Origin of the sequence: Psychrobacillus sp. L3, assembly GCF_042945595.1 — a bacterium.
GTDB lineage: Bacteria > Bacillota > Bacilli > Bacillales_A > Planococcaceae > Psychrobacillus.
Genome location: NZ_CP168493.1, coordinates 2,109,384 through 2,129,939 on the forward strand (window position 1 = coordinate 2,109,384; position 20,556 = coordinate 2,129,939).

Here is a 20,556-nt window from a genome sequence, read left to right on the forward strand (position 1 = left end):
AGCATAGCTTACAAAGTTTACTTCTCAAGCACACTTCGTTTGCTTTCGTGGCACACAGTCATCTGCATATCTGACGATATACATTTGTTTGAGATTTGTTTTCCTTAACGCCCTTGTCTTACTATTGGTTGCGTAAGCATGTTTTGTTTTTAGGCATTCCCATTGGTTAGATATCCACCAATCTAAGTCATTTAAAACAATGTTTGATAAAAGAGGAAACAGGATTCCTCCTTGCGGAGTTCCTTTTGTTGGAATACCAATGCCTTTGATTGGTGCTTTTAACATTTTCGAGACAATCGTTAAAACTCTTTTGTCGCATATGCCTATACTGTACATTTGTTTAATTAACTTTGAATGGCTCACGTTGTCAAAGAAACCTTGTATATCAATGTCTACTACATGATGCAACTTCACATTATTGACTAAGAACTGACATCTAGCCATTACATGGTGAGTTGACCTATTTGGTCTAAAACCGTATGAATGGTGATAAAATTTAGCTTCACATATTGGCTCTAGTACTTGTTTGAACATCTGTTGAATTAGTCTATCTCTCATAATCGGAATACCTAATGGACGTTTCTTTCCATTAGGTTTAGGTATCTCAACCCTTCGTACCGTTTGAGGTTTATAATTCTGTAATACTTTTCGAATTTCCTCGATAAATTCATCAGCGTTTTCAATCTTGTATTGGTCAATCGTGATACCATCAGTTCCAGCTGTTTTTGAACCTGTATTCGCTTTAATGTTCCGAAAGGCCAATAAGATATTGTCTTTTGATATGATATGTTCATATAGCCTTAAACCCTTTGTAGCATTGTCTTTACTTCGCTCATAAAGGTCATCAAATATGTCTTGCATACCGTAATATTCTACATGTCGTAAAGCTGCACTCACCGATGGATTGTTTCTCCTTCCTTGCGGAAAATCCCATCATCTTACTCGACCCTGTGAGTTTCATTTAGTTATGTTAGTTTTCAAAGAGAAGACTTGGGACTATCCCTCCACGCTCGTTACACGCTTCAACGGTACTGTGTCCCTACTTTCGCAAGAGTAAAGTCACTTCGATATATATTATCTTATAGACACCATCCCGATAGTAGTCGTTTAATAGTGGATGTTTCTTACTTACAACGTTCCGATTAACCTAGCTTTACATATATCAGTAGGTGCTCACTTTAAGCCTGCCAACCTATAAACTCATTTGTTAGATATTCCGAAGTATCCTATACACTACTCGTACTTTTCGGTGTTTGACACTGCGTTCGCAGCATACGTCTTTCGAGCGTATTAATTTCTAGACCCGTACATTCGCAAGTTCGTCAGTCCAGGTGGACATTCTCACCATAGATATTTTTTAGCATCCCGACCTATCACAAACCATATTCTAAAGAAGCAACTTAGGTTTATTTCAGCCGACTTTACCTAGCTTCACACACATTCTGACTACTACCATCATGTGCATGTAGGAGGATCAGATAACTCGTTTCAAATCAACATGACGGCTTTCATTCCGAGTTTTAGTTAATCAGTTGTAATTGCTTGATAGCAATTCTCCTATTTCGTGCTATGGCACTTATAAGGAAACGTTTCGCTCAGTACAATACTTCACATACTTGCAGAACTCTAATCATTATTAGTCCTCTTTTGTACAGTCAATAATGAAGGTGCTGGAGAAAAGGGAAAGAGAAAAGAACATATCTTTCCATTGGATTTCTATTAGATAAACTATTTAAGAACTAGTCCAAACAATATCTGCAGCTTTATTTACAATGTTACTAGTATTACCCCAAATCACATCAAAACCATTTTTTTTATAGAAATAATCTAGCTTATCAAAATGCTCCTTGTCTGTATTGGAAATCCAACCTGAAATTGTATATACAGAGTTCTCTATAGCAAAATTGATTAACGATTGGAGTAAAATTGTTCCATAACTCCTACCTTCATTTTCGCCAAAAACTTCTATATCACCAATCTCTATTTTGTCCTCACTGTTGTAAGTAGCACTCAATCGGATTCGGTTCAAAACAATACCTTTTTTATGAATTACTTTAAGTTCAATAAAAAACGGGCTCAATTTCTCTTCTTGATCAAAAATAGTAAGGTAAACAATGATATGCTCCCCGTTTTTATGTAAAACATTAATAATAGATTTCTCAGGGTTTACTTCAATTTTCTTAATTTCCGTTTCTAATAAAAGAACTAAATCCTTTATTTTTTCTTTCGAATATTGTCTTTTATTTCTGTGTCTGTCCAAATCAAATATAAAATCAAACATAAATTCACTCCTTGGCTTATATTTTTCTTTTGGTTTCTTCCATTTAAATTATCACTTTTTTTTCACTTTTCAAACTTACCACAAAAATACAAATGATTGTTATCGTTTCTTACATACAAAAAATTAAACTACAGTACCCTCGATTCCTTTTAGTGTGAATAAAATCCAGGGTTATAGAGTGGGAAAACCAACTGAATAAAGAACGATGATTCTGATACTGATTGCGAGTGATAAAATAAATGAATCTTATCAAAATCGTTATCTAACTTAATAATTTATTCAGACATAATTATTCCTACCCTTAAACAAAAACCTATCATCTAAATCTGAGTAAAAATCTATATTTTATTAACATGCTGCTTTAGTTTAATAAATTCTAGGAAAAAGACATACCACACTATAGAACTTTGCAGGAATAATAAAGTAATTTAATTTTGTTCATTGAAACCTCACTAGTTGAAGAATGATATATTTAAAGTATATATTTTTATGAAGAGATAATATGGTTGGTAAATAGGATAGTCAATACTAATTTTATATAAGTGTTATTTACTATACAATTACTATATGAATAATCGATGTAAGCTGAAAACAAAGGGGATGTAGTTCTAAATGAGTGGGAATGCAGGTATTAGAGGTTATTATTATCAGGTATTAGCAACATTACTAGATAGCGTTTCTGATGATGATTGGGATAGTGTTCAAATAGAGCCTTATACGGAAGACGATAAAGTAGATATTGAGTGGATTCGGAAAGATTCAATAAAAGCTGTTCAAGTCAAATCTAGCATAAACAATTTCGAAAGAAGTATGGTAATTGATTGGATTGTAAAATTGGTCAAAGATGCGAAAAGTAATTATGGGTTATTTGGGTTACCGATACAATATACACTTTGTTTAATCGGTACCACTGACAACAATGCCGATAAATTTATTTCAGCTTTACACGGAAAACGAATAAAAATTGCAGACTTTCCTAAATTAGAAGAGATTAAGGAAGAACTACAGTATGTAACAGTTGATAAGAGAGGGTTCCATTTAGATGACTTAATTAACAGCAGTTATTTTAACATGCAACAATATTTAGAGCGAAATCATAAGCAGACAAGTACCGAAAATGTGAAAATGCTTTGTGATATTATTATCAGCAAGCTTTTCATTAACGCTACGAAGAGTAGAAATATGCCGAAATCTCTATTTATACAATTGATTGATAGTTTTATTAATAGCGGTGAATACGGTATTACAGAGACTAATAAAGGATCGTCTAATCTTTCTTTGGCATTTTACGAAAGAGGTAAAGTGCAAGAAAATACTGAAATGAACGGTATTAAGTTAGATATTTTACCAATCCTTGATGAATTAAATACTGAAGCTCTACAAGAAATTCGAATAGCTCAGTCACTTCATCTTCCTATGCAGAAAATCCAAAAGGATAGAACGTCCAATCGAGAAACCATTGATGAAGATATAGAAATGAGCAATTCAGTTTTTCAAGCCATAAGTAAACTCAATCTCTATGAATTTATACCTGTAGAAATAGGAGCGCAGGAAAAAGAAGAACTAAAGCAATTAAGCCAAGAGCTTCTTCAAATCACTTTACGTGAAGAAGATTTTTATTTCGGAGATTTAAAGAAAAGGGGCTTAGATATACCTTTGTTTGGTAAACCAAATAATACCCCACAAGGAACGAAAGAGGAAATTGAAAAATATACCGCAATTGATAACTCATACTATAATTTATTATTATACAAAATTATGTTAGAGTATAACAAATATTTGCAGTCTTGCTACCCGCTTCCATTGATTTTAAAAAATATAGGCCATCTTCATGATGAAGATATAAGGGTCACAATAAAATTCCCTGGAAATGTTAAGGTAATTACGTCACAACGCATAAAGACCCCTTTGTACGTAGTTGAAAGGTTTATTAATGAAAAAGAGCAGTTTGAAAATTTGATTGTTCCTCAACGTGACCATAAGGTGGAAGTTTATTCGACAAAGAATATTATTATGCCGCGTTTACCGAAATTTTCGACACCTTTTAAGCCTGCAGAATACGATGCTGTTGACTTTAAACAGTTTGCAAAATCTATTTTTACTTTTGAGCATTTTGAAGAAGATGGCTTTGATATTATCGCCTATGGATTTGACGGGTTAAATCCAAATACTAATATGCAATTCCCTTCTTTTATTCTTGTTCAAACAGAGGAAGATTTTGATTTAGAATATGTTATTCAATCAAAACATTTAAAACAGCCTATTCAAGGTGTATTGAACTGGATATCCCCCCAATAAGAATCGGGAAGTACTTACCCCAGGTTCGTACTTCTCGTTTTTTTATAGGGAATTCTTCTCTTTTTGGTCGGACTCCGGTTCAAAAAAATGTTAATTGTTCGCCCATTGTTCTACTTGATGTTTGGGATAAAAAATATTCCGTCAAAATGATGTTCTTGTTTAACTAAAGCACCTCGTTTAGTTTAAGTACAATGTTTCACAATCTTAACTAAACCTCTTCTTTTGTATATTCTGTATATGAGTCGAAATCTTCACAATCCAATATAAGTTCGCAACTCTGAGGGTGAAAATAAAGAAAGTCTTGTGGTATCCGTCATCAAACGACTGGATCTACGTCAAGATGTTCGACACACAAAAATTAAGTTTTTTTGTTCTGCGCAACAACCATTCATGGAGTGTTCCACATCCCGTGACAACGCTCTAACAAGGTTCTTTATTCTTAATAGCATAGAATTTTTTGTAAATATCTATAATGAACTTTCTAGAAAGGCAGATATTTCAGCTTTCCTATTGTCATTCCAATTTTGTATTTCAGAAATAAAGTTAAAGCTTTCATTAAGATTAAATAGTTTTAACTTACTTTCAAAATCCTCATTGATTTTATATTTAATAGTATTAGTTTGAATTTCTTTCAAGATTGTATCTGAATATCCACTCCATTCAAGCCTAAATTCTAATGTAGCTAATGAGATTCCCCATTTTGTATGATAAATAATTACACCATAACCAAATGAAGATTCGCTAATATTGTTTGCATTAAAAATATCAATTCTAAATTCTACTGATTTTCTATTTAAATTCAGCTCATATTCTTTACTATCAGGAATTCGTGAAAATACACTTTGAAATGGATCCGTATTTTGCTTTATGGTAAACTCTTGAAAAACATCATCTAATGGCAAATTCAAATCCCTTTTTGCAGTTTTAAACAACTTTTCACTAAGAATGTCAATATTTTCATACTGCTCTTTAAACATTCTATATTCAAAGTCATCTATTGTCTTAAATTTATATATGTTATCATACTGTACTAATAATTGTTGGCTTAATTGATTCATTTTATCTGATATAGTACTTTTCCCTGTAGATAAAAGAGTATCTCTTAATTCTTGTGTAATCCTATAGACAATTGGATTACTTCTAACTGTAATCTCTATAGGTATTTCATTATTATCAGCAATCTTCCTTACGGCTAATGGATATATTCCAGAGATTCTATTTTCATACACAGGAATCTGGGCAAAGTCACTAATTTTTGCTGTTTCCTTTGTTACATAATCTTGAAGAATAGATGGTGTAAGAATACCGTCCTCATCATATAAATCATCATTATTTATACCATTTATAAATACATTTGTTAATAAACCATGCTTTAATGCACTGGACTCAGTAGCGTATTGATTAGTTCCACAAGCAAATAAAAGCATTGATCCACTTGATGTTGCTTCATATTTTTCTAGTAGACTGTATCTTGATTTTCTATCTCTTGTTATAACTTTTCCACCTGACTCACAAGCATCTATAACATATATTTGAACTTCTGGATTGAGAGTAGTATTAATTTCATTATAAATTTCTTCTATCGAATGTTCTATTTCATGTAACCAGATATGTGATTTTTCTCCTGAACAAGAACCATGACCAGCAAAAAAGAAGAAAAAACTATCTTTATTTGGCTCAAATGTAATTTTGATTTCACTTAGAGCTTGTCTAAATTCACCTATAATTTCTTTTTTCGAATCATCAATATCACTAGTTATCTTGTAAATATTGCTTTCTTTAAATAAACACCTATCTATTAAAGTGCTTGAAATTTCATTAGCATCATTTACACAATAACTTAATGGTGCATCTGAGTAATCATTTATCCCAATCAATATTCCATATCTTTCGGACATATTGTAACCTCCCTTTCAATGGCTATAACAATTATTATATGCTTAAACGTAGTGGTAAAAATGGAGAATTTTACAGATGTAGCAATTATCCATTTTTTAAAAATTCATTAGACAGCATTAGTCACTTATCTTTTAGAGTTACAGAACGATAATAGGTAAAAAATGTATTGGAGCAGTAATCGTCTTTATTTTGATGAACTGCTCCTTTTTTATTTGCTTTAATTTAATAAAATATTGGTTTCATTTCGATTTATATATTAGTTCTATCTGGGTACTTATTGATTAAAAATCATTTGTTTAAGACTTATTACTACTTTACACAAACAATTAACTATAAGACGGGCTAGGGTGTGTTTTAAGAGCATGATATAAATGGACGGTAGTTAAACATTGAAAATAAAATTATCTGTTCCTGACAAGGCATAAGCTCATCCACTTCCGCAGAAAGAAAACTGAATTGTTTCTTGTTGGAATCTTTTGTTATATGAATAATCAAACATCAAACATGTTATAATTGTTTAAAAATATGCAAATAAATGGAGATGTCCTATTGAGTAAAATTTATATTGATCGAAGCACTTTATCTTCTAAGTTCGGTTTCTCTGGTTCTAAAGGATAGTATTTTTGTAGATGAAGATAATGATAATGAATATATGTAAAAAATTGTTTAATAATTGTTATTTTCCATTTCTTTGTTTGCTCATGAAGCCTCTCTTGATTCTTGAATATTTCCACTAAAGTAATGTAAATATTTTTAGATTAATTAAAAAGAATTCTTTCAATTAATTGCGATTCTTTTCCATTTGGTAATGGATAATAGAATGATTCAATTTCATTAGTTGACTTTTGTATTGAATATCCTCTAGCCTTTCGAATAACTAAATCTTGCAAATTAGATAAAAAATAAGAAAATGCTAGTCCACCTTGTAAATCATAAATACTATAATATGGAGGTTCTATGGTACTTGGAGATTGTCCCGTTTCCCATAATTTGAGAAAATATTGATCTCCTAAAGCAATATGATTCACACAATAGGAAAGTGCGGGAGGTGTTATCTGGTTAAAATGACGCTTATGTAGGAGCAGAGAAAAGTCATAATTCCTCAAATTTTCAACATATTTATCGTGTCGATTTCCGCTATTGTACGAAAAAATTCCATTAAATATATACTTATCAGAATTACCCACAATAATAGAACCATTTAGATTTGATTTTTCTATTATTCTACATAGCTCATTTGGTTTAATAAATGATTTCACTTCTACTATTCCAATAACATTCTCTGTAGTAGTTATAACAAAATCTCCTTCAGAAAATAATACCGGAAATGAATTATCGTAAATAACAATGTCAATTTGGGATGTTATTTTGTCACCATTCCTCACAAATCCAGTACCCACTGATAGATTTTTGGGTAACACTCGCTTTAAATAATTCATCAATATAATTTCTTTGTAACGGCCCTCTTCTCCCCAGTGAGCAGCGTCAATTAGATTTCTTACCCTCTTTTCATATGCTTTAAATTCAGCTGCAATAGATTTTTGATACTCTAAATAATTTGGCAATTTATTCACCTCATTTATACTTTGAACTAGACAATTTTTAGTTTTACTAAAATGATTCAAAATTATATACCTTATGATATCAAAACAATAAATTTTGTATAGTATAATTAATTTGATTATTACGAAAAATTTTTATAGAGGGAATTTTCAACAACGGAAATTAGTAGTATAACTGGAGTAGAACATGGATTTGAACATTTGGAGCTACCAAATTTTCACAGAGAAAGAGTTAATGGCATATACTAATAGGCAACGACAAAAGGCTGCTACAATAACTAAATACACGTTTCAAAGTAATTCTTGCCAAGCGCGTCATAGCCTCACGCCAGGTAGAATCTCGTATAATCGGAACTAATCGGCGACACAAATAACGCTATCGAGTACGGTCTAGTTCGATACCCCAACGGAATTCGTTCTATTGTATTGCGAAAACAACGTAAATCGAAATATTCGCAGTTTACCGTATTTCCGATTGCTCTCATCTACTCTAATACTTCCATAGTGTGATTATCTAGATAAATTTGTTTTTTTTAAATTTAAAACAACTAGTTTGTTTTATTCAGAAATAATACTCGTCATAAACTATCTTTCGATCTATTTTCTCGTTTTCGTATTGCTATACCAACGATTATTATCACTATAATTATTGCAGTTACTAGCATCTTAGCGACTGTATCAACTAAAGGATCACTATTTATTACTTTATTACCTTCTGCATACTGAAATTGTTCAATTATTTTATTAAAATCCTCATCATTTTTGTCCGATGTTAAGTCAGTATAAAACAATACTTGTGTACTAATCCCACTCCCAACAAACATTGCTCCTTTAGCTTCAAAAGTTCCAGTATTTTCATTTCTAGCAGTATAAGAATATAACAATGCATTCTTATCAATATCGATAGTTGATCCACCATAAGTCACGTTAGAAATAGGTAAGCCACTTTCATTCAAATTCAGATAGTAATCATCAATTGAATTTTTTAATTCTTTCAAATTTCCAGTATCGCTAAATTGCTGGATTAATATATATGGATAGACATCTCCCTTATTAAATGCAGCAATATATTCTGCTCCATCTATTTCTGGTATATCTTGTTCAACCCATCCTTCAGGCAACTCTAAAGAAAAATGGTGTTTTTCATCTGTATAAGTTTCAGCGGATACATAAATATTTTGAAAAGGAAATATCCATACAATAATAATTGATAATATTACTTTCATCACATTTGTCCCCCCTTGTTAAATGTCTCGTTTATGAAGTGTCTGAAGATCTCTAAATAACTGTTTCGCTTTCTATAAATCAATTTCTGCTTCACGCTTATCTTTACGCTTTCTTACCAATTTTCTGATAAGAATTATTAAAACAAGAGGAATAAGTAACAAAATTAATGAAAATGATATGATTCCTGACATTATTTCTCCCAAAGAGTCAAAATAAAAAACACTATTTATTATCCAATATGTTACCCAAAATATGTACAGTCTTTTTAAGGTAAAGATCTCATGCAATTTATCTGAACTATTCCTAATTAAATGTAAGATTATTAGAAATATCAGGTTGTTTGGTAAAGCTCTAGGAAGATTAATAGAAATTAAATCTTCTAGCATATTATTTTCCTCCTCATAATAAACGATTGCCTATCCACGTTTAATTACTACATTTGCAAAGGTAACCTCCAACTATTGGATACCCGCAAGATTCACATTTTGGGGGCATTATAGATCTATTTTCAATTGGTTCTCGTTTAATAGAGCCTTGCATTATTGATAACTTTTGAGAATTACTTCTAATTTCGAATTCCTCTTGTTCTCGTTTCCATTCATTAGCACTTTGAAGAGCTTTATTATATGTCATAGAAAAGTTTTCACCATATTTTAGATGCTCTATTTTTTTATATTTATTATTTATTATTGCTTTAACGCTTGAAGTTCCTTTAACAACATAAATTACCTCTGCAGAATATACATTTCCATTAATCCATGTAAATATCTTATCCTTTGGCCTAACAATTATCTCCACAAAATCACCTACTAGATTCAGAGTATAAAACTCGAAACATACTATTCAGAATTAAAAGTTCTATTAATAGATAAGTAATTAATTTTATATCCTCCTAAACCTACGGATATGTTGAATAATTATCCATATACTAACTATTTCGACACTCTTCTAAATATACCTGCTTATACAATCGCGCGCGTTGATTATCTAATTTCTTCCAATTAAATATAATGAGAAAGAAAGTTGCTTCTAGTAAAATGTAAGTTACCAAACATTTACAAAAAGATCAATTTGTGCAATATTCATATAGTGTGAATATCGTGTTAAATGCAGGCTAATACAATTCAGAATTGTTTCAGAACCTGGTACTCTAACTAAATCAGAATCAATTAAATATAAGAAAAAACCTTGAAAAAGTAATATCCTTTTCAAGGCAGAAATTAAAATGTGTCTGATATGTCTTTGTCTTAATTCGAAAATAGTAATTTATTTTAGACACTGATTATAAGTCTTCCGGATCCGAGAGCCAAGTTTCCTTTGTCTGAATATCCTTTTCAATAGCTTGTAGTGCCAAAGTCCGCGTTGCATCAAATTCATAAAGCTGCGAGATAGTATCATCACGTTTTCTCTTAGAACTAATTACTCCCTCCTGCACTCCGCTATCATCTAAGTGGGGCAGCCCGACAATATCGCTAACCTGATCCATAATGCTGTTTGCCTCATCCGTCAAGCTAGCGGTGAGTTCGCCAATAAGCGTAAGTCCCTGTTCTAGCTTTGCTTATAGGAATGACTCTAGTATGTACAAACAAAGGGAATACTGCAATGAAATCATGAACGATTAGCTTTTACTTAACTGTAGTAACCTGTTTTCATCAAATGAGTAATACAGACCACCTGTTTACTCTTTTGTCCGCATAATTAATTTTTTGTACCGATCTTATTTTACTCAAATGATTTTCACAGCTGCGAAAACCTTATTAAATCAGACTTATTTAACCTAATCGAACTCAGTTTATCTGGATTTTATAATTGAGATAAATTCGACAAGGTGGGGGTCGCTGGTTCTTCTTTAAAAGTCTGTAAACGTTGATAGTTCAATGTTTACTTTTTTCCTTTTAGAAATATGAACAATTTCCAATTTCATTATCGAATAGCAAAGAACTAATAATTTTGCATAAGACCATCTATACTGAGCACATTAAACTCTAGGAGGTGACGACGCCATGGTCAAAAAAAGTAAACCAAATTTTAAGAAGAAAGAACCTAATTCAAAAAACAACAATCACGAAGAATTTGCAGATGGTCTAGATTTAAATCAAACTAAAAGGAAAAACACAAAACAAAATAACCAACAGAATCGATAATACAACTATTACCATAAATGCTGCTATAGTAAGATTTAAATACCCCAGTAATATTCAATTGTAGAACGAATCCACATAAAAATTCATCCAATCAATCATTTAAAAAGGCAAGTATAGGACTATTATCTATACTTGCCACATTATTATTTTGATTAGCTACTTATCATAGTTCATCTAAACTCTATGTCATATTTTTGCATTTTCATGACTTTTATACTTGATCGTAAGCCTTCTGAATTCCACCTTCGCATTTAAAATTTCTTTTTATTCGTGTTTAAGCCTTATCTAAATTGGTTCTTTGAATTCAAAGGCTTTTATTTCAACTATATGATACCTTCATTTGTTCTCTTTTTTAGATGCTGTTACCTTCAACTACAAATGCATCCTCACTTTCAACACCAGTTGCTGACACAGAAGTAATTCCATATGTATATTGTTTGTTTGGGTTTGCTGCCTTGTCTAAAAATACAGTATTCCCTTGTTAATTATAGACAACTTCTACAATGTTTTGTGGATCTTGATACGATCCAACTTCGTTTCCTTCAAAACGGTAAATTACATATTTTCTTGGTTGTTCATTATTTTGATCATTGATGACTAACTTCATACCATCTGCTTCCTATTCGCTTGTACTAATGTTGACTCTAAAGGTTGATCAGTGTTGTTCCATGAGGTTTCTGGAGTTAAAGCGGTATAATTATAAAGATGTTGTTTAAGGATAGTTGCATAACCAAGCGGATTTTTTTGTATCCTTCTTAAGGAAAAGTGCGTCTGACCCATCGCAATTTGGTTTGCCCTGTTAGAGATAACTTGATTTGGTAACTCCATTTTATTTTTCCATGCATTATCCGCGTCAAGTCCAACTTAATAATCAGCTACACCAATATATAGATTAATGGGATGTACGTTGGCATACGTTTGCACTTCATTACTCCACCAGTCTAATTCCCGAATTGTCCTAGAACCTGGCACCTTTCTTAGCACGCATCTCATTCTTAAGGGGTGTCACGCTTTCTCCTTTAACTTGTAAAGGAAATAATGTAATAAGTAAAACGAGGGTCGTAACTACTGATAATGTAATAGACTTAAAGAAAACTTTTTTCATCATAGATAACTTCCTTTTCATTGTAATCCACTTCCAGAAACATATCCGTGCATCCTTTCTTAGCGTATTTGTATGGCCAGGGTATCCTTCATCTCCAACTTTTTCATGTATTGGTACTAACCCCCTGAAAAAATGCATATGTAACGGTAAACAAATTTTATATTTAGGTAAATATGCAAAAGTAGATTAGACAGCCACATACATGTCTAATCTATTTTTTATTGTTTAAGGCCGAGTTCTGCCAATTAGTAAATTGCGTTCCGCTCCCCCTCACAAAAACGTGTGTATTCAATTGAAATCAGAATAATTTTTAACGAAATTGTGTTAGTTCAATTTTTTTAGTTGCTATAGCATCAACGAAATATTCATTATGGTCTACACCAATCATAGTTGGTTGATATTTCTTTATCGTATCTATCAGCTGATTAATCACTAGCATGTCTATATAATTAGTTACCTCGTCCCAAATAAACAACTCATTTTTTCCTAATAGTGCATTTGCTAAAAATACTTTTTTCTGTTCGCCAGAACTCCAATTTTTACTTGATTTATCTGAAAAACTAGAACGCTCTATACCTAGTTGATATAATGTATACCAATATTCTTCTTTTACTTCTTTCGTAGATAATCGATTTAGTATTGAGAAATAATCTACATCCTCTTGATGTTTTTGACTCAGTATCGATAGATGTTCAGGTAGATTTAATCGATATTCACCAATTGTTTCTACCTGTTCTGTTCCAAGTATAAAATTTAACAGAGTAGATTTACCAACTCCATTTTTCCCTTCAATAAAGAATCGATCTGTAGGATATATATCTATGTTGATAGGTTCAAAAAGAGGTATCCCTTCTCTCAAAATTGAAAAATCTCGAAAGAATAAAACCTGTTTTTTTGGTTGTTCAACTCTCATTTTAAGGTCAGAAACATTCTCGATATTGTTAATAAGACTTTCTTTTTCTTCAATCATCGCTTCTGTTCTTTTTTTGATTGCTTTCGCTCTTTTCATTTGTTTCGCAGCTAATCGCCTTGCTGACGCATCTTTTGTACTATTCTCTTTTTTAATCCCCCAATTACTCACTTGTTTTGAAACATCATTAAGCCGTTTTATTTCCGTTTTTAGTTCGGCATTTTTTTCTTCTGAAAGCATATCTGCATTTGCTTTTTCGTATTTCCACGTTTCCACATTGCCGCTAATCAAGTCAATCGATTCTTTATTGATTGCTAAAACATGATCAACGAATTGATTTAAAAAAGACTCATCATGGCTAATAACAATAAACCCCCTTTTTTTCTTTAAGTATTGTCCAACGATTTTTCTGCCATGTAAATCTAAATTATTCGTCGGTTCATCTATTAAAGGAAATAAATTATCATTCAAAAATAATTCAATCAGCAAAAGTTTTGTTTGTTCCCCACCACTTAAAATATTAAAGTTTTTATCTAAAATGTCTGTCGATAAATCCATATAGGTTAACTCCCGCTCAATTTTCCAAATATCGATATGCGGGTTTTGTTTCTGTAACACTCCTAATGCAGATATATTTCCATCATTGGCTGGGTAGGATGGAAAGTATTTAAAGTCTAATGTTGAATGTATAGAACCTTCATACTCTAGCTTGTTTAATAGAATTTTTAAAAAGGTTGTTTTTCCTCGACCATTCCTACCAACAAGCCCTAATTTCCAATTTTCATTGATGTTTAAATTTACATTTTTAAAAATCGGTTGGATCATTGATACGTATTTAAATGTCATTTTTTTTATAAGAATATTCCCTGTCATTCAAATCACCTCTAATTTGAGAGGAAACAAAAAATCCTCCCATTCATTTGGAAGGATTAGTCAATATAAGTATTCATTTATGCATGACAAATATACCTATTTTTAATGTATTAGGTTCTTCGAAATATGATAAATGAGCAGACTAATCCTATTTTGCAAGTAAATGTGTATACATTTTTACTAAAAATAGAATTAGTTTACCATTGGCCACTCATCATCCCTTCAAAGCTATTAAAGTAATAATAGCATTAAATTTATTTAATCGCCAAACTTAATTTGTTCAATTCAAAAAATTCATTCAATACTATTCTACCAACTTAACTCAGTCTTATTTTCCTATCTCATTTGCTACTTTACTTATTCTCTCTAGCATTGTCGGATGAGAATATCTGAACCATTTTACGAGTAGTGGAGGGTTCACTTCACTCAATCCAGCCTTTGTAAGCTCTTGAAAAGTGCTGACAGCTGCTTCTGGGTCAGCCACTAACTCTAGTGCATAAAGATCAGCTCTTGTCTCTTGATATCTAGAAATGTAGTTGGAAAGTGGACTTGAAACGAATAAAAGAAAAGATGTAATAAGTAAAAATAATGGTAGCGAGTGAATAGCATTTATTCGTTTAATTTTTAATATACGTCCGAAGTGAACGATTATCCAAGGCATTAGTTTCGCAATTAACCAAAGTCCAATAAGCAAAGTTAAGAGATAAACTGCGATTCCGAAGTATATATGCTTCTCCACATAATGCCCCATTTCATGCGCCATGATGAAGAGAATTTCATTTTCTGATAAACGGTTTAAAGTCGTATCCCATAACACAATTCTTGCATTACTCCCAATACCCGTGACATAGGCATTTAGCCCATTTGTCTTCTCCGCCATATTTACTTCATATACATGCTCTGTTGGAATATTTGCTTGCTCAGCAAGTGCAAGAATTTTCGCCTCTAAATCTTTATTTGTTAGCGGATAGAAATCATTATATAGTGGGTCAATAACTACTGGTTGAATAAACATAAGAAATATGGAGAAAGGAATCATTAACAACCAAGCATTTAGCCACCATTTCTTTTTACTTTTATTAATAAGCCAATAAAGAACAGTCACAATCACCACAGTTATTCCGTAGTTAACCCAAAAATCAATGACATTATCCCGCATCCAAGAATTGAAACTCTGGGTACTAATTCCATAGTTTTTACTTAAAACATATCTGAAATACTCTAATGGAAAAAATACGATAAACGTCAGTAATGATAGTAAAAATACATAGACTGCACTTTGCAAAATTGCCCATTTTTTTTGCAAAGGAATCCATCCCTCAAACGCTTGAGAGAGCCCAGTAATCAGTATAAATAAATAGACAAGCCATTCAAATGGTGTTGCTACAAAAAAGAGGAAGTTCTTTATTTTTGAATATTCCTCACTAAGGTACAATTCACGGCCCGACATAAAAACGAGCGGATCTGCAACTGTTCCTTTCAAAGCTGCTGGTATATCCCCACTACCACTATGGAAGATATAAAAATACATCGCTAAAGCATACACTCCAAATAGTAAAAGAGCTGTAATTCCCAATTTTTTCGCCATGTCCTCTTCACCCCTAATCGCATATACATACATTAAGTGTAATCAAAAACAAATAAGATAGAACCATTTTCTTCAATATGTTTAATTCACTTCTTTCTACTTTCCAGATTATTTAGGTCAATATTTCACCAACTGAATTACTTTAGGGACTTTTTTTAGGACGAATTGCTAGATTACCAGAAAGTAATAACCCCGTTACAACTAATATGGTTGCTATAAAATCATTCATTGTAATAGCTTCATTTAGAAAAATAGCAGCTAATACATATCCAAAAATTGGAGTCATAAATAACCAGTTATTAGCCCTTACCGCATCTTGTTTCAACAAGTAGAACCATAGTAACATCGTAGCGATTGAAATAATAAACACTAACCAAATTAACGACCCAAGTAGATAATAATCCAATGTTATAAAATAGCTATCCTTTTCGAGAATATAACTTATAGGGATTAAAACAACTCCCCCAATGAACAATTGCCATGTATTAATGACAATATTCGGAAGACTTAAATTGGATTTTTTATAATAAACACTTCCAATTGACATTGAAACCATTCCTAGCCCTAAAATAAGCAACCCACTTCCACTTACTTTGCTGCTTGAAATTGAGGGCCAAGTGGCTATTAGCAATCCAATAGCAGCAACAAGCATTCCAATCCACTCTTTTAAAGAAACTTTTCTTTTTAGCCATAAGTATGACAGAATCGCAACCATAAAAGGATTTGTTGTAACAAATAAATTAAATAACCCAGCAGATACATAATTCAATGCCCAGAAAGTTGCACCTAAATAAAAGGTCGTATTCAATAGCCCTAAAATAATAAGTGGTCGCCAGTCCTGCGACTTCGGCCAAGGATACTTTCTATTAATCAAATAAACATATAGAAAAAGCAATATTCCTGCGATTAAAAATCGAGTGGTAGCCAATACCATGGGAGTGGTAGAATACAATCCAAACTTTGTTGCTATTGCTGCAGATGACCATAAGAATGTGAAAAATAATCCCATTACTGTTTTCATACTTTCGCTCCTTGCTACAGATCTTTGACTTTGGTCAAATACCAAGCCAATATCTAATTTTCACATAAATTAGATGAGCGTTTTTCCCGAAAATCAGATTTATTTAACTAAATGTCGTATATTAATATGTTTATCTACACTGAAGGGTTTTTGAATCAGTAATTTCTAAATTCTCAAATTTTTCTTTCGAAACTGGCTGGGTGTTAGTTCCTCATATTTTTGAAATAGACGTGTTAAGGAGGATTGATGTTCTAAGCCTACTTGAATAGCAATATGTAAGATGGGTAAATCTGTATTACAAAGTAATTCTTTTGCTTTATTTATACGTACTTCCTGTATATATGCTGAAGGAGATTTACCGGTTTCTTTAAAAAACCATTCCGTATAATAGGAACGGTTGTAGTGTTCCATTGAAGCAAGGTCTTGCACAGTAATGTTTTCATCGTAGTGTTCATGAATGTACCGAATAGATTTAGATTGTTGTTCTTGGAATAGATATCGAGAAATATAGGGATAGAGCTCTTTTAAAGCAGATCCATTGAAAGATGGTTGATCAATTTCATTCAGTATAAGATACCTAATCCCTCTCCATTGGTTATTAAACTTACAAGATATTACTCTATTCTGTAACCCACTCCCTGTAAACATAAAGGAAGGGATATCTAAAATTAAAAACTCGTTTCTTACATCAGAATGAAATGTATGATCGCATTCAGGAGGAACGAAAAGTATTATTTCAGGGTCTAATAAAAGTTCCTTTGACTCCGCCTGTATACAGAGTTCTCCTTGGATAGGTAATATTAACTGGCCATAACAATGAAAGTGATTTTCGTTAAAAGATGTATAAGTTCTCCGTTCTGCTACAATTCCATTCATTTGTTCCATTACCAATCCCCCCAATATGCATGCATCCATCTTCAACTAACTCTACATAACCCGTTCCTAAATCCTGCTATTTAAGTATAATTTCCATATTATCATAACGATTTTTACTCTTCCATTTGTTCTAGAAATTTTTCTTACATATCCTCCACTTCATCAGCTTCTGCGTAAGGAAAGCTTTCTTTTTGATAATTAATTTATTCTTATCAAATTACTAATTCTCAAACTCTCTTTATTATTTATTTCTAAGTTCTATATCTGCGTGAAAATCATAAAATGAGTAGATTCTATCTTTAAGAAACTAGATTTAAAAAATAAGGGGGATAAGTTGATGTATGCCATTCATTTTTTTGAAAATAAGGTAAAAGTGTTAAATCAAGCTTTGCGAAGTATTCCTTCTGTCGATGAGGATATAAAAATAAAGGGCCGTAAAGGCAAAGTTATTAATGTGGAGCAGATCGAAGAGACTCTATTTCATGTATATGTAGAGTTTGAAAAACTAGTTGATAAAAATAAAGCTGCTACAAAAGAACTTGGGAAGAAGAAAAAGAGATAATTATCCTAAAGCAAGTTTAGACGTTCAGTATATAAAAGGACTCCAAATGGAAGTCCTTTTCATTTTTTTGAATAGCCCAATACTTTGCCTTCTATTCTTTCAATCGGTAACAATCCGAAATCTTTGCTGTCAGTCCCCCGCCACCACTGATCCACTAATACAAATACTGTGCCCTCGTCTACTTTAATAGGATTCAGTTCCGTGTTAAAGTAACTTTTCACCCAATCAATATCCTCTACTTGGCTTAGATCTGCTTTTTCGAAATACTCCTCTTCGGTTACTCCTGTCATTGTTGCCTCCCCATAAAAAGTATCCAGTCTTTTATAATTTATATAAACGTGACCATACCTAATCATGACTGTCTCTCCGGGCAATCCTACTACCCTTCCTATATAATCTTCCGGAATCATTGGATTCTTTTTAGTTTCTGACTCTAGCATCTTATAATAAAGGACATCCCCACGTTTAAGAGTATCATAATTTGGATCTACAACTAATTCACTATGCGCAATTGAATTATAGTCATGATCACCTCTATCCATTGCGTCAGAACCCCAAATTACCAATAAGTGATTGTCTTCGGGTGTTACCTTTTCAATTTTCGGGGAAATAGCGTCATCTGTAATGGTTTTCAACTGTGGGGAGCAGCCAACTAATATAAGAATTAGGAAAATAATCATCCACTTTTTCAAATTACCATCTCCTTTATTATATATTACTCCAACATTATCCATTTAACTTAAAAATTATTGAATTTTCTGTGAACTTTTCAAAAACAAAAAAGCAGCTCTTATAAATACATGCAGCAACTTCATAAATAAAAAATTTATATTGCTAATCCCTACTTGATTGTCTCTTTATGGAAATGATTATTAACTATTTTGTAAATAAGTTGAGTTGCAAATCTTCCATAGGTTGTGCATCGATCAAAATAAAGTATTGTCATTTTTCTTTTCTTGAAGAATTAAATTTTATAGGAAAACTTGAATGTTCTGTCGGTTCAACAGTTTCAAAACTAGCTAGAAGTCCCGCTTCCTTCCTTTATTAAATATCCAATGATCAGTTTTTCAATATAATGTGCTAATACAGACACGTTACCATTTGTCAAATCGTTGAATACTCAGTTTTTAATTGTAAGAATTGGTTACAATATCTTATTATAATCAATAGAATCAGAAACATAGATATACATTAAATACTATATTTTCAATTTAATATTTTTAACACATAATAAATTTCCTTTATGTAATTCACAAACGTTTTCAATTTTTGATAAGCATATTCAAACAGAAATGGACTCTTAAATGAATCATCTTCAACTAAAGTTTCGTAAATAATCATTCAATCTTTTAGATTAAGAGCTCCCTCTTTCTATCAATAGCTATTTCATAATAGATTTTTTGGGTACACCTTGATAAATATGCTTTTTAAAATTTATTTATCTTTTTCAATACTCTTTGTTTATATTGCAAAACTTTGGAGGCAAAAGAATATAAATTCATAAACGGATTAAAGAATATATGTTTGCAAAAAATATTCGAGAAGAAGTTTAAAAAAATAATTTATTTAAAGGAATGTCGAGAAATTATCTTGGCGCTAGTGATAATTATCACATTAGTCCATGTCCAAACATATTTTTCACATAATATATTTTTAAGGATGTATTCAAGTAATCCTTAATCTTAATGTTGGAGGTGAAAATATATGAGTGAAGGTTCATATGGTGGAAACTATAGCGGTGGCAGTAGTAACATGGGTTCAAACTTTGCATTGATTGTCGTATTGTTTATTCTCCTTATCATCGTAGGCGCTTCTTTTATGAGAAGTTACTAATCTCTATGTGGTGAATAATATTTGATATTTTTCATTCATTGAGTATTACCACCACGATTAATAAGGATAATGGGCAGGTTCAAGCAATCTGCCCTTTATTCTGTATAGTTGGATGGAGAAATAAACGATCACCAATTTAAGGGAATTAATTTAACATGGATTCAAAGAATTTTCAAATTATAGAAAGGAGGGATATTATGGAACCGTTTGTTATGAGAAATATGGGCCGCCGGGTTATGGTGAGAGATAGAATGGGTAGAAGACGAATCGGAAGGATAGATGGAATTGTCCCAGGAAGAGGAATGTTTATACGAAATCGCTTTAGAAGAGAATTTTTGCCTTTCTTCTTAGTCTCAACACTATTTTTAATATAAATT

Annotated in this window: 18 protein-coding genes and 2 pseudogenes; 5 read left to right on the top strand and 15 right to left on the bottom strand. The window is 31.8% G+C overall.

The window, feature by feature from the left end; genetic code table 11:
* Positions 1-57: 57 nt before the first annotated feature.
* Positions 58-897 (bottom strand): annotated as a pseudogene (locus ACEPXD_RS10310) (reverse transcriptase domain-containing protein); the annotation flags it as partial.
* 835 nt (positions 898-1,732) lie between these two features.
* Positions 1,733-2,281: a GNAT family N-acetyltransferase gene (locus ACEPXD_RS10315; protein WP_391115881.1), complete on the bottom strand. Its 549-nt coding sequence runs from the start codon at positions 2,279-2,281 to the stop codon at positions 1,733-1,735.
* A 612-nt stretch (positions 2,282-2,893) separates the two neighbouring features.
* Between ACEPXD_RS10315 and ACEPXD_RS10320 the strand changes: the two genes are divergently transcribed.
* Positions 2,894-4,579: a hypothetical protein gene (locus ACEPXD_RS10320; protein ID WP_391115882.1), complete on the top strand. Its 1,686-nt coding sequence runs from the start codon at positions 2,894-2,896 to the stop codon at positions 4,577-4,579.
* A gap of 467 nt (positions 4,580-5,046) precedes the next feature.
* Here ACEPXD_RS10320 and ACEPXD_RS10325 read toward each other — a convergent pair whose 3' ends face one another.
* The 6 genes and pseudogenes from ACEPXD_RS10325 to ACEPXD_RS10350 all read right to left on the bottom strand — a co-directional run.
* A complete protein-coding gene (locus ACEPXD_RS10325; protein WP_391115883.1) occupies positions 5,047-6,477 on the bottom strand; it encodes a caspase family protein in 1,431 nt (476 codons plus the stop codon).
* Between the two features lie 759 nt (positions 6,478-7,236).
* Positions 7,237-8,043, bottom strand: coding sequence for a DUF6602 domain-containing protein (locus tag ACEPXD_RS10330; protein WP_391115884.1), 807 nt, complete (start codon positions 8,041-8,043; stop codon positions 7,237-7,239).
* A gap of 575 nt (positions 8,044-8,618) precedes the next feature.
* Positions 8,619-9,266, bottom strand: a complete 648-nt coding sequence (locus tag ACEPXD_RS10335) for a PsbP-related protein (protein ID WP_391123152.1) — start codon at positions 9,264-9,266, stop codon at positions 8,619-8,621.
* 72 nt (positions 9,267-9,338) lie between these two features.
* On the bottom strand, positions 9,339-9,653 hold the full coding sequence (locus ACEPXD_RS10340) for a hypothetical protein (RefSeq protein WP_391115885.1): 315 nt from the start codon (positions 9,651-9,653) through the stop codon (positions 9,339-9,341).
* A 40-nt stretch (positions 9,654-9,693) separates the two neighbouring features.
* Positions 9,694-10,065, bottom strand: a complete 372-nt coding sequence (locus ACEPXD_RS10345; protein WP_391115886.1) for a hypothetical protein — start codon at positions 10,063-10,065, stop codon at positions 9,694-9,696.
* 484 nt (positions 10,066-10,549) lie between these two features.
* Positions 10,550-10,807 (bottom strand): annotated as a pseudogene (locus ACEPXD_RS10350) (T7SS effector LXG polymorphic toxin); the annotation flags it as partial.
* 463 nt (positions 10,808-11,270) lie between these two features.
* Here ACEPXD_RS10350 and ACEPXD_RS10355 point away from each other — a divergent pair.
* Positions 11,271-11,411: a hypothetical protein gene (locus tag ACEPXD_RS10355; RefSeq protein ID WP_391115887.1), complete on the top strand. Its 141-nt coding sequence runs from the start codon at positions 11,271-11,273 to the stop codon at positions 11,409-11,411.
* Between the two features lie 481 nt (positions 11,412-11,892).
* Here ACEPXD_RS10355 and ACEPXD_RS10360 read toward each other — a convergent pair whose 3' ends face one another.
* The 5 genes from ACEPXD_RS10360 to ACEPXD_RS10380 all read right to left on the bottom strand — a co-directional run bounded on the left by ACEPXD_RS10360 (position 11,893) and on the right by ACEPXD_RS10380 (position 17,793).
* Entirely contained in the window at positions 11,893-12,018 is a 126-nt protein-coding gene (locus ACEPXD_RS10360; protein ID WP_391115888.1) for a hypothetical protein, read from the bottom strand.
* A gap of 808 nt (positions 12,019-12,826) precedes the next feature.
* Positions 12,827-14,299: an ATP-binding cassette domain-containing protein gene (locus tag ACEPXD_RS10365; RefSeq protein WP_391115889.1), complete on the bottom strand. Its 1,473-nt coding sequence runs from the start codon at positions 14,297-14,299 to the stop codon at positions 12,827-12,829.
* 328 nt (positions 14,300-14,627) lie between these two features.
* Positions 14,628-15,887 (bottom strand): M48 family metallopeptidase, encoded by a 1,260-nt coding sequence (locus ACEPXD_RS10370; protein ID WP_391115890.1) that lies wholly within the window; start codon positions 15,885-15,887, stop codon positions 14,628-14,630.
* Positions 15,888-16,029: 142 nt separating this feature from the next.
* Positions 16,030-16,908 carry a DMT family transporter gene (locus tag ACEPXD_RS10375; RefSeq protein WP_391115891.1) on the bottom strand — a complete coding sequence of 293 codons (879 nt, stop codon included), beginning with the start codon at positions 16,906-16,908 and terminating at the stop codon, positions 16,030-16,032.
* A 165-nt stretch (positions 16,909-17,073) separates the two neighbouring features.
* Positions 17,074-17,793 carry a helix-turn-helix transcriptional regulator gene (locus ACEPXD_RS10380; RefSeq protein ID WP_391115892.1) on the bottom strand — a complete coding sequence of 240 codons (720 nt, stop codon included), beginning with the start codon at positions 17,791-17,793 and terminating at the stop codon, positions 17,074-17,076.
* Positions 17,794-18,121: 328 nt separating this feature from the next.
* On the opposite strand from ACEPXD_RS10380, the gene ACEPXD_RS10385 reads away from it, so the two are divergent.
* Complete coding sequence (locus ACEPXD_RS10385) at positions 18,122-18,346, top strand: hypothetical protein (protein ID WP_391115893.1); 225 nt, start codon at positions 18,122-18,124, stop codon at positions 18,344-18,346.
* Positions 18,347-18,405: 59 nt separating this feature from the next.
* Here ACEPXD_RS10385 and lepB read toward each other — a convergent pair whose 3' ends face one another.
* Both lepB and ACEPXD_RS10395 read right to left on the bottom strand, forming a co-directional pair.
* On the bottom strand, positions 18,406-19,038 hold the full coding sequence (gene lepB, locus ACEPXD_RS10390) for a signal peptidase I (protein WP_391115894.1): 633 nt from the start codon (positions 19,036-19,038) through the stop codon (positions 18,406-18,408).
* 514 nt (positions 19,039-19,552) lie between these two features.
* Positions 19,553-19,687, bottom strand: coding sequence for a hypothetical protein (locus ACEPXD_RS10395; RefSeq protein WP_391115895.1), 135 nt, complete (start codon positions 19,685-19,687; stop codon positions 19,553-19,555).
* Between the two features lie 363 nt (positions 19,688-20,050).
* Between ACEPXD_RS10395 and ACEPXD_RS10400 the strand changes: the two genes are divergently transcribed.
* Positions 20,051-20,179, top strand: a complete 129-nt coding sequence (locus ACEPXD_RS10400; protein WP_391115896.1) for a YjcZ family sporulation protein — start codon at positions 20,051-20,053, stop codon at positions 20,177-20,179.
* 197 nt (positions 20,180-20,376) lie between these two features.
* Positions 20,377-20,553, top strand: a complete 177-nt coding sequence (locus tag ACEPXD_RS10405; protein WP_391115897.1) for a hypothetical protein — start codon at positions 20,377-20,379, stop codon at positions 20,551-20,553.
* Positions 20,554-20,556 lie beyond the last annotated feature (3 nt).

Coding starts and splice junctions, on each gene's coding strand:
- ACEPXD_RS10400 (WP_391115896.1), top strand. CDS start 20,051: ATGAGTGAAGGTTCATATGGTGGAAACTATAGCGGTGGCAGTAGTAAC.
- ACEPXD_RS10405 (WP_391115897.1), top strand. CDS start 20,377: ATGGAACCGTTTGTTATGAGAAATATGGGCCGCCGGGTTATGGTGAGA.
- ACEPXD_RS10365 (WP_391115889.1), bottom strand. CDS start 14,299: ATGACAGGGAATATTCTTATAAAAAAAATGACATTTAAATACGTATCA.
- ACEPXD_RS10380 (WP_391115892.1), bottom strand. CDS start 17,793: ATGGAACAAATGAATGGAATTGTAGCAGAACGGAGAACTTATACATCT.
- ACEPXD_RS10355 (WP_391115887.1), top strand. CDS start 11,271: ATGGTCAAAAAAAGTAAACCAAATTTTAAGAAGAAAGAACCTAATTCA.
- ACEPXD_RS10395 (WP_391115895.1), bottom strand. CDS start 19,687: ATGATTATTTACGAAACTTTAGTTGAAGATGATTCATTTAAGAGTCCA.
- ACEPXD_RS10360 (WP_391115888.1), bottom strand. CDS start 12,018: ATGAAGTTAGTCATCAATGATCAAAATAATGAACAACCAAGAAAATAT.
- ACEPXD_RS10385 (WP_391115893.1), top strand. CDS start 18,122: ATGTATGCCATTCATTTTTTTGAAAATAAGGTAAAAGTGTTAAATCAA.
- ACEPXD_RS10320 (WP_391115882.1), top strand. CDS start 2,894: ATGAGTGGGAATGCAGGTATTAGAGGTTATTATTATCAGGTATTAGCA.
- ACEPXD_RS10335 (WP_391123152.1), bottom strand. CDS start 9,266: ATGAAAGTAATATTATCAATTATTATTGTATGGATATTTCCTTTTCAA.
- ACEPXD_RS10370 (WP_391115890.1), bottom strand. CDS start 15,887: ATGGCGAAAAAATTGGGAATTACAGCTCTTTTACTATTTGGAGTGTAT.
- ACEPXD_RS10315 (WP_391115881.1), bottom strand. CDS start 2,281: ATGTTTGATTTTATATTTGATTTGGACAGACACAGAAATAAAAGACAA.
- ACEPXD_RS10325 (WP_391115883.1), bottom strand. CDS start 6,477: ATGTCCGAAAGATATGGAATATTGATTGGGATAAATGATTACTCAGAT.
- ACEPXD_RS10340 (WP_391115885.1), bottom strand. CDS start 9,653: ATGCTAGAAGATTTAATTTCTATTAATCTTCCTAGAGCTTTACCAAAC.
- ACEPXD_RS10375 (WP_391115891.1), bottom strand. CDS start 16,908: ATGAAAACAGTAATGGGATTATTTTTCACATTCTTATGGTCATCTGCA.